This is a genomic window from Pseudomonas rossensis, assembly GCF_039888995.1.
Classification (GTDB): Bacteria; Pseudomonadota; Gammaproteobacteria; order Pseudomonadales; family Pseudomonadaceae; genus Aquipseudomonas; species Aquipseudomonas rossensis.
Genome location: NZ_JBBWCB010000066.1, coordinates 1 through 12,140, shown reverse-complemented (window position 1 = coordinate 12,140; position 12,140 = coordinate 1). Strand labels below are relative to the sequence as shown.

The following is a 12,140-nucleotide window of genomic DNA, read 5'->3' as shown; positions in this document are numbered from 1 at the left end:
GGATTGGCGTTTATCCGATCAAATGACGAACAAGTCGACAAACCGGTTCACCGGTGTTGCTTCAAGCTTCGCCGGGTCCTTGCACAACGCAAAAATCTCGGCGCATCGCTGGGCGGTGAAGCGCGTCGCCAGGTTGGCCTTGAACTTGTCTTCCAGCAGCGGAATGCCGTCGGTGCGGCGACGGCGATGGCCGATCGGGTATTCCACCAACACGTTCTCGGTGCTGGAGCCATCCTTGAAGAACACCTGTATTGCATTGGCGATGGAGCGTTTGTCAGCCTCCAGGTATTCGCGGGTGTAGCGCGGGTCTTCGACGATGACCATTTTTTCGCGCAGCACGTCGATGATCGGATGCGCCGCGTGGAAGTCGTCCTCGTACTGCTCGGCCACCAGATTGCCGAACGCCAGCGGCACGGCGGTCATGTACTGGATGCAATGGTCGCGGTCCGCAGCGTTGGCCAGAGGGCCGACCTTGGAGATGATGCGGATCGCCGATTCGTGGGTGGTGATGACGATTTTGTCGATTTCGTGCAGGCGATTTCTGACCTGCGGATGTAACGTCACGGCCGCTTCGCAGGCCGTTTGTGCGTGGAATTCGGCAGGAAAGCTGATTTTGAACAGCACGTTTTCCATCACGTAGCTGCCGTACGGCCGGGAGAAGCTGAACGCGCGTTTGTCTTCAGGCTTGAGCGCCAGCTCGTTGTTGGTGTGGCTGAACAGCACGTCGTAGAAGCCCCATTGTTTGGCGGTCAGTACGCCGGGGATGCCCATTTCGCCGCGCATCGCGATGTCCGCCAGACGCACGCCACGGCTGGACGCGTCGCCGGCCGCCCAGGATTTACGCGATCCGGCATTCGGCGCATGACGGTAAGTGCGCAGCGCCTGACCGTCGGCGAACGCATGGGACAACGCGGACAACAACTGCTCGCGATTGGCGCCCATCAGCTTGGCGGTGACAGCGGTCGAGGCGACTTTCACCAGAATGACGTGATCCAGGCCTACGCGATTGAAGGAGTTTTCCAGCGCGATCACGCCCTGTATTTCGTGAGCCATGATCATCGCTTCGAGCACCACGCGAACGGTCAGCGGCGCATCGCCATTGGCGAGGCGTTTTTGCGACAAGTGATCGGCCACCGCGAGAATGCCGCCGAGGTTATCGGACGGATGGCCCCACTCGGCCGCGAGCCAGGTGTCGTTGTAGTCGAGCCAGCGAACGATGCAGCCGATGTCCCACGCTGCCTTGACCGGGTCGAGGCGATAACTGGTGCCGGGGACGCGCGCGCCGAACGGGACGACGGTGCCTTCCACCATGGGGCCAAGGTGTTTGGTGCACTCGGGGAAGCGCAGGGCCAGCAGGCCACAGCCCAACGTGTCCATCAGGCAGTTGCGGGCGGTGTCGAGGGCTTCGACGGATTGGATCTTGAAGTTGAGGACGTAGTCGGCAATGTCCTGCAGGACCGTGTCGTAGTCGGGGCGGTTGTTCTGGTCGACGTTGGTGCTCATGTTCGATTCACTCTTGAAGTGGTTCGTTGATGGGACCTCGGTTCAGGGATCTAACTCAGTCGGTTACTGCTTTCTAATTTTGGCAACGGGATCAAATGTAGGAGCTGCCGAAGGCTGCGATCTTTTGATTTTGCTTTTAAAAGGCAAGATCAAAAGATCGCAGCCTTCGGCAGCTACAAGGTATGTGTCGGTTAGAAAGAATCGCCGGGAATACGGACAAACCCTTCCATCAACACCCGCGCGCTGCGGCTCATGATGGCTTTGTTCACGGTCCATTCACCGTTCACCTGACTGGCTTCAGCACCCACGCGCAAGGTGCCGGACGGATGCCCAAAGCGCACGGCATTGCGTTCGATACCGCCCGCTGCGAGGTTCACCAGCGTGCCGGAAATCGCCGCTGCCGTACCAATCGCCACCGCCGCCGTGCCCATCATCGCGTGGTGCAACTTGCCCATGGACAGCGCCCGCACCAGCAGATCGACATCACCCGCCGCAATCGCTTTACCACTCGAAGCAACGTAGTCCGCAGGCTTGGCCACAAAGGCAACCTTAGGCGTGTGCTGACGCTTGGCCGCTTCGTCCAGATCCTTGATCAGGCCCATGCGCAATGCGCCGTAAGCCCGAATGGCTTCAAACATCAGCAACGCTTTCGGATCGCTGTTGATCGCGCCTTGCAGCTCGGTGCCGGTGTAACCGATGTCTTCGGCATTGACGAAAATCGTCGGAATACCGGCATTGATCATGGTCGCCTTGAAGGTTCCGACGCCGGGCACTTCGAGGTCATCCACCAGGTTGCCGGTAGGGAACATCGAACCGCCGCCGCCCTCTTCTTCCGCCGCTGGGTCCATGAATTCGACCTGCACTTCAGCGGCCGGAAAGGTCACGCCGTCGAGTTCGAAATCGCCGGTTTCCTGCACTTCACCGTTGGTGATCGGCACGTGGGCGATGATGGTCTTGCCGATGTTGGCCTGCCACACGCGAACCACGGCAACGCCGTTGTGCGGTATGCGGCTGGCGTCCACCAGACCATTGCTGATGGCAAACGATCCGACCGCCGCCGACAGGTTGCCGCAGTTGCCGCTCCAGTCGACGAAAGGCTTGTCGATGGACACCTGGCCGAACAGGTAATCGACGTCGTGATCGGCCTTGATGCTTTTCGACAGGATCACGGTTTTGCTGGTGCTGGAGGTCGCGCCGCCCATGCCGTCGATTTGCTTGTCATACGGGTCGGGGCTGCCGATCACGCGCAGCAACAAGGCATCGCGCGCCGGGCCTGGAACCTGTGCCGCTTCGGGCAGGTCTTTCAGGCTGAAGAACACGCCTTTGCTGGTGCCGCCACGCATGTAGGTGGCGGGGATTTTGATTTGAGGTACGTGAGCCATGTCATTCCTCTATTGGCCAACAGGGGATTCGAAATCCCCTGTGGCTCTGCGTTTTAAACGGCGACGGCCGATTCCAGGAAGTCCTGAGCGAAGCGTTGCAGCACGCCGCCCGCCTCATAGATCGACACTTCTTCGGCAGTGTCGAGGCGGCAGGTCACCGGCACTTCGACGCGTTCGCCGTTCTTGCGGTTGATCACCAGCGTCAGCTCGGCACGCGGGGTGCGCTCACCGATCACGTCGTAGGTTTCGCTACCATCGATGCCCAAGGTCTTGCGGTCGGTGCCCGGTTTGAATTCCAGCGGCAACACGCCCATGCCCACCAGATTGGTGCGGTGAATGCGCTCGAAGCCTTCGGCTGCAATCGCTTCCACACCCGCCAGACGCACACCTTTGGCCGCCCAGTCGCGGGACGAGCCCTGACCGTAGTCGGCGCCGGCGATGATGATCAGCGGCTGCTTGCGTTCCATGTAGGTTTCGATGGCTTCCCACATGCGCATGACCTGGCCTTCCGGCTCGACGCGAGCCAGCGAACCCTGTTTGACCTTGCCGTTTTCCTGAACCATTTCGTTGAACAGTTTCGGGTTGGCGAAGGTGGCGCGTTGCGCGGTCAAGTGGTCACCGCGGTGCGTTGCGTAAGAGTTGAAGTCCTCTTCCGGCAAGCCCATTTTCGCCAGGTATTCGCCGGCGGCGCTGTCGAGCATGATCGCATTCGAAGGCGACAGGTGATCGGTGGTGATGTTGTCCGGCAGCACCGCTAGCGGGCGCATGCCCTTGAGCGGACGAGCCCCGGCCAGCGCGCCTTCCCAGTACGGCGGACGGCGGATGTAGGTGCTCATCTCGCGCCAGTCGTACAGCGGCGTCACTTTCGGACCGGTGTCTTCGTGGATGGCGAACATCGGGATGTAGACCTGACGGAACTGCTCCGGCTTGACCGACGCTTTCACCACCGCGTCGATTTCTTCGTCGCTCGGCCAGATGTCTTTCAGGCGGATCTCTTTGCCGTTTGCGTCCAGGCCGAGCACATCTTTTTCGATATCGAAACGGATGGTGCCGGCGATGGCGTAAGCCACGACCAACGGCGGCGAAGCGAGGAAGGCGTTCTTGGCGTACGGGTGGATCCGGCCGTCGAAGTTGCGGTTACCGGACAGCACCGCAGTGGCGTACAGGTCGCGGTCGATGATTTCTTGCTGAATCACCGGGTCCAGCGCGCCGGACATGCCATTGCACGTAGTGCAGGCGAAGGCGACGATGCCGAAACCGAGTTGCTCCAGTTCGGTGGTCAGGCCGGCCTCGTCGAGGTACAGCGCCACGGTTTTCGAACCCGGCGCCAGAGACGATTTGACCCACGGCTTGCGGGTCAACCCGAGCTTGTTGGCATTGCGCGCCAGCAGGCCGGCGGCGATGACGTTGCGCGGGTTGCTGGTGTTGGTGCAACTGGTGATGGCGGCAATAATGACCGCGCCATCCGGCATCTGGCCGGGCACTTCGTCCCACTGACCGGAAATACCTTGAGCGGCGAGGTCTGAGGTAGCGACGCGGGCGTGCGGGTTGCTTGGACCCGCCATGTTGCGCACTACCGAGGACAGGTCAAAGGTCAACCCACGCTCGTATTGCGCACCCTTCAGGCTGTCAGCCCACAGGCCCGTGGTCTTGGCGTAGCTCTCGACCAATTGCACCTGCTCGTCTTCGCGGCCGGTGAGTTTCAGGTAGTCGATGGTCTGCTGGTCGATGTAGAACATCGCTGCGGTGGCGCCGTATTCCGGGGCCATGTTGGAGATGGTCGCACGATCGCCCAGAGTCAACGCGGAGGCGCCTTCGCCGAAGAACTCCAGCCACGCACCGACGACTTTTTGCTGACGCAGGAACTCGGTCAGCGCCAGCACCATGTCGGTGGCGGTGATGCCCGGTTGCAGCTTGCCGGTCAGTTCAACGCCGACGCTTTCCGGCAGACGCATCCACGACGCGCGACCAAGCATCACGCTTTCCGCTTCCAGACCGCCGACACCGATGGCGATCACGCCCAGTGCATCGACGTGCGGAGTGTGGCTGTCGGTGCCGACGCAAGTGTCGGGGAACGCCACGCCGTCGCGCACCTGGATCACCGGAGACATTTTCTCCAGGTTGATCTGGTGCATGATCCCGTTACCCGGTGGAATCACATCAACGTTCTTGAACGCTTTTTTAGTCCAGTTGATGAAGTGGAAACGGTCTTCGTTGCGACGGTCTTCGATGGCGCGGTTCTTCTCGAACGCCTCCGGATCGAAACCACCGCGTTCAACGGCCAGGGAGTGGTCGACGATCAATTGCGTCGGCACCACCGGGTTCACTTGCGCCGGATCGCCACCTTGCAGAGCAATGGCGTCACGCAGGCCGGCGAGGTCGACCAGCGCGGTCTGGCCGAGAATGTCGTGGCACACCACGCGGGCCGGGAACCATGGGAAGTCGAGGTCGCGTTTGCGCTCGATGAATTGCTTCAGGGATTCGGTGAGCGTGGCCGGGTCGCAGCGACGCACCAGGTTTTCCGCCAGCACGCGGGAGGTGTACGGCAGGGTGTCGTAGGCGCCGGGCTGGATGGCTTCGACAGCCGCGCGGACGTCGAAGTAATCCAGATGGCTGCCGGGCAGCGGTTTACGGAATTCAGTGTTCATCGTCAGGACTCGGTCACGGTGGTTACAAGAGGTGGGGCCTGACGCTAGCTCTGAAATTCACACAATCCACTGTGGGAGCGAGCTTGCTCGCGATAGCGGTGGGTCAGCCGACATCAATGTCGGATGTGACTCAGTCATCGCGAGCAAGCTCGCTCCCACAGGGATCTGCATTGAATTCAGATCCCTGTGCAGGCCTTCACCATTCAGCGTTGTTCGATTGGCACGAACTTGCGCTGTTCGACGCCGACGTAGTCGGCGCTCGGGCGGATGATGCGGTTGTTGGCACGTTGTTCGAACACATGCGCCGCCCAGCCGGTCAGGCGCGAGCAGACGAAAATCGGGGTGAACAACTTGGTCGGGATGCCCATGAAGTGGTACGTCGACGCGTGGTAGAAGTCGGCGTTCGGGAACAGCTTCTTCTGTTCCCACATGGTCTTGTCGATGGCTTCGGAAACCGGGAACAACACGGTGTCGCCCACTTCGTCAGCGAGTTTTTTCGACCAGCCCTTGATCACCTCATTGCGCGGATCGTTGTCCTTATAGATCGCGTGGCCGAAGCCCATGATCTTGTCCTTGCGCTCGAGCATGCCGAGGGTGCCTTTGATCGCCTCTTCCGGCGAGCTGAAGCGCTCGATCATTTCCATCGCCGCTTCGTTGGCGCCGCCATGCAGCGGACCACGCAGCGAGCCAATGGCGGCCGTGACGCAGGAATACATGTCCGACAGGGTCGAGGCGCACACCCGTGCGGTGAAGGTCGAGGCGTTGAATTCGTGTTCCGCGTAGAGGATCAGCGAAACGTTCATCACTTTGACGTGCAACTCGCTCGGCTTCTTGTCGTGCAGCAGGTGCAGGAAGTGGCCGCCGATGGATTGTTCGTCGCTCACGCAGCTGATGCGTTTGCCGTCATGGCTGAAGCGATACCAGTAGCACATGATCGCCGGGAATGCCGCCAGCAGGCGGTCGGTCACGTCGTGTTGTTCGCTGAAGTCTTTCTCCGGCTCGATGTTGCCCAGGAACGAGCAACCGGTGCGCATCACGTCCATCGGGTGGGCGTCGGCGGGGATGCGTTCCAGCACTTCTTTCAGCGCTTGCGGCAGGTCGCGCAGCTTGCTCAGTTTGCTGATGTAAGCGGCGAGTTGTGTTTTGGTCGGCAGTTCGCCGTAAAGCAGCAGGTAGGCCACTTCTTCGAATTGTGCGTCAGCCGCCAGTTCGCGAACGTCGTAGCCACGATAGGTCAGGCCTGCGCCCGACTGGCCCACGGTGGACAGTGCGGTTTGCCCGGCAACCTGGCCACGGAGCCCGGCGCCACTGAGTACTTTTGCTTCGGCCATTGCTGTCTCCAATCTTGAATTTGTTAGGGAATCGGCAAGTTCTACACGGTTACATTCTTTTCGTAGCAGCTGTCGAGCCTGCGAGGCTGCGTCCGGCTGCGCAGCAGTCGTAAACCTGCTTACGCGATCGCCCGGCTTGGCGAGTCCTTCGGCCTCGAACGCAGCCTCGCGCTGCTCGGCAGCTGCTACAGAAGTGCGTTCGTCATTACTTCTTCGCGGCAAACAACGCATCGAGCTTCTGCTCGAAGGTGTGGTAGTCGATGCGATCGTAAAGCTCCATGCGGGTCTGCATGGTGTCGATGACGTTCTGTTGCGTGCCGTCGCGGCGGATCGCGGTGTAGACGTTTTCTGCGGCTTTGTTCATCGCGCGAAAGGCCGACAGCGGGTACAGCACCAGCGACACATCAGCGGCGGCGAGTTGCTCGGTGGTGTACAGCGGCGTCGCGCCGAATTCGGTGATGTTGGCCAGGATCGGCGCTTTCACGCGGCTGGCGAACAGCTTGTACATGTCCAGTTCGGTGATGGCTTCCGGGAAAATCATGTCGGCGCCAGCCTCGATGCACGCCGCGGCGCGATCCAGTGCAGATTCCAGACCTTCCACCGCCAGGGCATCGGTGCGGGCCATGATCACGAAGCTGTCATCGGTGCGGGCATCGACGGCGGCTTTGATCCGGTCGACCATTTCCTGCAGGGACACGATCTCTTTATTAGGACGGTGACCGCAGCGCTTGGCGCCGACCTGGTCTTCGATGTGGATCGCCGCCGCGCCGAACTTGATCATCGACTTGACGGTACGCGCGACGTTGAACGCCGAGGAACCGAACCCGGTGTCCACGTCCACCAACAGCGGCAGGTCGCAAACGTCAGTGATCCGGCGCACGTCGGTCAGCACGTCGTCCAGGCCGGTGATGCCCAGGTCCGGCACGCCGAGGGAGCCGGCAGCCACCCCGCCACCCGACAGATAAATAGCCTTGAAACCGGCGCGCTTGGCCAGCAGCGCGTGATTGGCGTTGATCGCGCCGACCACTTGCAGCGGATGTTCGCTGGCGACCGCATCGCGGAATCGCTGGCCTGGAGTGCTCTTGTTGGAACTCATGACTCACCTCGTTCAGTGGCTGTCGGGTTAGCGCCGTCCTGGTAGTGACGAGCGATATTGCGTTTGGAGGCGCCGATATGGCGGCGCATCAACAACTCGGCTAACTCACCGTCACGGTCGGCGATGGCGTCGAGAATTCGGTGGTGCTCGGCAAAGGCCTGACGCGGGCGATTGGGCGTGGTGGAAAACTGAATGCGGTACATGCGCACCAGTTGATAGAGCTCGCCGCAGAGCATCTGCGTCAGGGTGCGGTTGCCGCTGCCTTGGATGATTCGGTAATGGAAGTCGAAATCGCCTTCCTGCTGGTAGTAGCCGACACCGGCCTGAAACGCCGCATCGCGCTCATGGGTTTCGAGGACCCGGCGCAGTTCGTCGATTTCTTCGAGGGTCATGCGCTCGGCCGCCAGACGGCAGGCCATGCCTTCGAGGGACTCGCGGATTTCGTAGAGTTCCAGCAGCTCGGCATGGCTCAACGAAACCACCCGCGCCCCGACGTGCGGCACGCGAACCAGCAGGCGCTGGCCTTCCAGACGGTGGATCGCCTCACGCAGCGGCCCGCGGCTGATGCCATAGGTGCGCGCCAGTTCCGGCTCGGAGATCTTGCTGCCCGGGGCGATCTCGCCCTTGACGATGGCCGCCTGAATGCGCCGGAAGACGTTCTCGGAAAGTGTCTCTGAATCGTCTTGGGCAATGACCGGGGGATCGAGTTGATCCAGCATATTGTCGACACCTTGAAAGCTGATGCCGCAAAAACTAGCGAATACAGACCTTTTAGTCAAAGGATAAATAGGTACTGTCGACAATCGTCTAATAACCGACTGCACCTTAACGATGCGGCCCCTCTGTTTATAGCCGCCTCCCGGCGCTGGCGCCATAAAACCACCGTGCTAGAATGCCGGCCGCATTTGTTTGTGACATCTGCACTGCTTGTCATAAACAGGTGATAGGCATACGAGGGAGCTTGCGCAGCGATGCCAGGGCCTTGAATCGAAGTACGGACCGCTGCGCACCAGGATTTATGAGACTCAAGCCCTTCTCCACCTTCCTTTATCTTCTTTGCCTGCCCGGTTTCGCCGCGGCGGGGGAAAAGACCGTGTACGGCCTCAACGAGTACGCTTCACTGGACGGCATTGACCTGGAAGTCGCCGCCAAACTCGACACCGGGGCGAAAACCGCGTCCCTGAGTGCCCGCGACATCAAACGTTTCAAACGCAATGGCGAGTCCTGGGTGCGCTTTTATCTGGCGATCGACGCTGCGCACTCGCACCCAATCGAACGGCCACTGGCCCGCGTCAGCAAGATCAAGCGCAGGGCCGGCGACTACGACCCGGAAGAAGGCAAGAAGTACACCGCCCGTCCGGTGATCGAGCTGAACATCTGCATGGGTTCGGCTTTACGCAGTATCGAAGTGAACTTGACCGACCGTAGCGCTTTCCAATACCCGCTCCTGATCGGCTCCGAAGCGCTGAAACGCTTCGATGCGCTGGTCGACCCCAGTCTTAAATACGCTGCTGGCAAACCCGCCTGCGCCACCGACGCTCATACCGCAGAGTAATTCCAATGCGCTCTCTTACCCTTCACCTGAAATTCCTGATCGCCATCCTGGTGGTGCTGGGTATTTCAGTCACGGCCTATCAGATCTTCGTGCTCGGCATCCCTGTGACCGAAGACGCCACCGACGACTTGTGGAACATCGACGCCAAAGTCGAGTTCGTCGCCAGTACCAAGGACCCGGTCAAGATCCAGATGTTCGTGCCGCCGCTGAGCCGCGATTACGTCAGCCTCAACGAGAGCTTCATTTCCAATAACTACGGCGTGGCCGTGAACCGTGCCGACGGCAACCGCAAAGTCACTTGGTCGGCACGTCGGGCCAAGGGCAATCAGACCCTTTATTACCGCCTGGTACTGACCAAGCGCTACACCGGTGAAAAATCCAAGATCAAAGGCCCGACCTTCCGCGACAGCATCGCCGTCGAAGGCGCGGAAAAAATCGCCGCCGAAGCCCTGCTCGCACCGATCCGCCAGCACTCGGCTGACGTTGAAACCTTCATCGGCGAAGCCATCAAGCGTGTCAATAACCTCAACGACGACAATGTGAAGCTGTTGCTGGGCGGCGATCCGTCCCCCGGGCACAAGGCGAAAATCGTCGAATTGGTGCTGTCCATCGCGCACGTGCCGGTGGAAAAGGTCCACACCATTCGTCTGGTGGCCGACCAACCGCAAATGCCGGAACTGTGGTTGCGCAGTTTCAACGGCACCGATTGGCTGTACTTCAACCCGGAAACCGGTGAACAGGGCCTGCCGACCGACCGCCTGCTGTGGTGGACCGGCGACGAAAACCTGATCACCGTCGATGGCGGCAAGAAGGCCAACGTGACCTTCAGCCTGAACAACAGCGAAATGAACGCCATTCGCCTGGCCAAGCTGACCGACGAAAACACCGACGCCAACTTCCTCGAATACTCGCTGTACGGCCTGCCGCTGCAAACCCAGCAGACCTTCATGATCATGGTGATGATCCCGATCGGTGTGCTGGTGATTTTGATCCTGCGCAACCTGATCGGCATTCAGACCCTCGGCACCTTTACTCCGGTGCTGATCGCCCTGGCGTTCCGGGAAACCCAGCTCGGCTTCGGTATCGTGCTGTTTACCATCATCACGGCATTGGGCCTCTCGCTGCGCTCCTACCTTGAACACTTGAAGCTGCAAATGCTGCCGAGGCTGTCGGTGGTGCTGACCTTCGTGGTGGTGCTGATCGCGACGATCAGCCTGCTCAGCCATAAACTCGGCCTGGAACGCGGGCTGTCGGTGGCGCTGTTCCCGATGGTGATTCTGACCATGACCATCGAACGCCTGTCGATTACCTGGGAAGAACGTGGTTCCGGCCACGCCATGAAAGTGGCGATCGGTACGCTGTTCGCCGCATCGCTGTCGCACCTGATCATGAGCGTTCCGGAACTGGTTTACTTCGTGTTCACCTTCCCGGCGATCCTGTTGATCCTGGTGGGTTTCATGCTGGCGATGGGGCGCTATCGCGGTTACCGCCTGACCGAACTGGTGCGCTTCAAGGCGTTCCTGAAAAAGGCTGACGCCTGATGTTCGGCTTCTGGAAGACCTGGAAGGCCCTGGAAGCCCGGGGCATCATGGGGATCAATCGGCGTAACGCGGACTACGTGCTCAAGTACAACAAGCGCAGTCTGTACCCGATTGTCGATGACAAGATCATCACCAAGGAACGCGCCATCGCCGCCGGCATTCATGTGCCGGAACTGTATGGCGTGATTTCCACCGAGAAAGAAATCGATAACCTCAACGACATCATCGGCGGGCGCAACGACTTCGTGATCAAACCGGCCCAGGGCGCGGGCGGTGACGGCATCATTGTGATTGCCGACCGTTTTGAGGGCCGCTATCGCACGGTGTCCGGCAAGATCATCAGCCATGAGGAAATCGAGCACCATATCTCCAGCATCCTGACCGGCCTCTATTCCCTGGGCGGTCACCGGGATCGGGCGCTGATCGAGTACCGCGTGACCCCGGACCAGATCTTCAAGAGCATCAGCTATGAAGGCGTGCCGGACATTCGGATCATCGTGCTGATGGGCTATCCGGTGATGGCCATGCTGCGGCTACCCACCCGCCAGTCCGGCGGCAAAGCCAACCTGCACCAGGGCGCCATCGGCGTGGGCGTGGACTTGGCCACCGGCCTGACCCTGCGCGGCACCTGGCTGAACAACATCATCACCAAACACCCGGACACCACCAACGCAGTGGATGGCGTGCAACTGCCCTACTGGGACGGTTTCATGAAACTTGCCGCGGGCTGCTATGAGCTGTGCGGGTTGGGTTATATCGGTGTCGACATGGTGCTGGACCAGGAGAAAGGGCCGCTGATTCTTGAGCTCAATGCCCGGCCTGGGTTGAACATTCAGATTGCCAATGATTGCGGGTTGACGTTGCGCACCCATGCGGTTGAAGCGCGGCTGGAAGAGTTGAAGGCTCGCAGGGTTGTTGAGACGGTGCAGGAACGGGTTGAGTTCGTTCAGGAAATGTTTGGGCATATTCCTGCGGTTGAGGGCTGACCCGGGACCGAGTCGCGGCCTTCGCGAGCAGGCTCGCTCGCACACTGGATCTATGTCACACCGAAGATCAATGTGGGAGCGAGCCTGCTCGCGAAGAC

At 60.4% G+C, this 12,140-nt stretch carries 9 protein-coding genes; 3 read left to right on the top strand and 6 right to left on the bottom strand.

Annotated elements, in window-relative coordinates; translation table 11 throughout:
- Nucleotides 1-18: 18 nt before the first annotated feature.
- The 6 genes from prpD to WLY71_RS18005 form a co-directional block, all read right to left on the bottom strand.
- Complete coding sequence (gene prpD, locus WLY71_RS18030) at nt 19-1,503, bottom strand: 2-methylcitrate dehydratase (RefSeq protein WP_347804616.1); 1,485 nt, start codon at nt 1,501-1,503, stop codon at nt 19-21.
- 191 nt (nt 1,504-1,694) lie between these two features.
- Complete coding sequence (prpF, locus tag WLY71_RS18025; RefSeq protein ID WP_347804615.1) at nt 1,695-2,885, bottom strand: 2-methylaconitate cis-trans isomerase PrpF; 1,191 nt, start codon at nt 2,883-2,885, stop codon at nt 1,695-1,697.
- A gap of 53 nt (nt 2,886-2,938) precedes the next feature.
- Nucleotides 2,939-5,533 (bottom strand): Fe/S-dependent 2-methylisocitrate dehydratase AcnD, encoded by a 2,595-nt coding sequence (acnD, locus tag WLY71_RS18020; protein WP_347804614.1) that lies wholly within the window; start codon nt 5,531-5,533, stop codon nt 2,939-2,941.
- Between the two features lie 203 nt (nt 5,534-5,736).
- Nucleotides 5,737-6,864: a bifunctional 2-methylcitrate synthase/citrate synthase gene (prpC, locus tag WLY71_RS18015; RefSeq protein WP_347804613.1), complete on the bottom strand. Its 1,128-nt coding sequence runs from the start codon at nt 6,862-6,864 to the stop codon at nt 5,737-5,739.
- A 205-nt stretch (nt 6,865-7,069) separates the two neighbouring features.
- The gene (prpB, locus tag WLY71_RS18010) at nt 7,070-7,960 is read right to left on the bottom strand and encodes a methylisocitrate lyase (RefSeq protein WP_008146328.1); all 891 of its coding nucleotides are present in this window, start codon (nt 7,958-7,960) and stop codon (nt 7,070-7,072) included.
- A complete protein-coding gene (locus tag WLY71_RS18005) occupies nt 7,957-8,676 on the bottom strand; it encodes a GntR family transcriptional regulator (protein WP_178122757.1) in 720 nt (239 codons plus the stop codon). The genes prpB and WLY71_RS18005 overlap by 4 nt, the downstream gene beginning before the upstream one ends.
- Nucleotides 8,677-8,978: 302 nt before the next feature.
- Here WLY71_RS18005 and rloA point away from each other — a divergent pair, with 302 nt between their 5' ends.
- The 3 genes from rloA to WLY71_RS17990 are packed head-to-tail and all read left to right on the top strand — an operon-like array spanning nt 8,979 to nt 12,042.
- Nucleotides 8,979-9,515 (top strand): retropepsin-like aspartic peptidase RloA, encoded by a 537-nt coding sequence (gene rloA, locus WLY71_RS18000; protein WP_347804612.1) that lies wholly within the window; start codon nt 8,979-8,981, stop codon nt 9,513-9,515.
- 5 nt (nt 9,516-9,520) lie between these two features.
- Nucleotides 9,521-11,056 (top strand): osmotic stress tolerance membrane protein RloB, encoded by a 1,536-nt coding sequence (gene rloB / locus WLY71_RS17995; protein WP_347804611.1) that lies wholly within the window; start codon nt 9,521-9,523, stop codon nt 11,054-11,056.
- Nucleotides 11,056-12,042 carry an alpha-L-glutamate ligase-like protein gene (locus tag WLY71_RS17990; RefSeq protein WP_347804610.1) on the top strand — a complete coding sequence of 329 codons (987 nt, stop codon included), beginning with the start codon at nt 11,056-11,058 and terminating at the stop codon, nt 12,040-12,042. The genes rloB and WLY71_RS17990 overlap by 1 nt, the downstream gene beginning before the upstream one ends.
- Nucleotides 12,043-12,140 lie beyond the last annotated feature (98 nt).

Bases quoted from the DNA above. Each gene is read 5' to 3' on its own strand.
- prpD (WP_347804616.1), bottom strand. From the start codon at position 1,503: ATGAGCACCAACGTCGACCAGAACAACCGCCCCGACTACGACACGGTC.
- prpF (WP_347804615.1), bottom strand. From the start codon at position 2,885: ATGGCTCACGTACCTCAAATCAAAATCCCCGCCACCTACATGCGTGGC.
- acnD (WP_347804614.1), bottom strand. From the start codon at position 5,533: ATGAACACTGAATTCCGTAAACCGCTGCCCGGCAGCCATCTGGATTAC.
- prpC (WP_347804613.1), bottom strand. From the start codon at position 6,864: ATGGCCGAAGCAAAAGTACTCAGTGGCGCCGGGCTCCGTGGCCAGGTT.
- prpB (WP_008146328.1), bottom strand. From the start codon at position 7,960: ATGAGTTCCAACAAGAGCACTCCAGGCCAGCGATTCCGCGATGCGGTC.
- rloA (WP_347804612.1), top strand. From the start codon at position 8,979: ATGAGACTCAAGCCCTTCTCCACCTTCCTTTATCTTCTTTGCCTGCCC.
- rloB (WP_347804611.1), top strand. From the start codon at position 9,521: ATGCGCTCTCTTACCCTTCACCTGAAATTCCTGATCGCCATCCTGGTG.
- WLY71_RS17990 (WP_347804610.1), top strand. From the start codon at position 11,056: ATGTTCGGCTTCTGGAAGACCTGGAAGGCCCTGGAAGCCCGGGGCATC.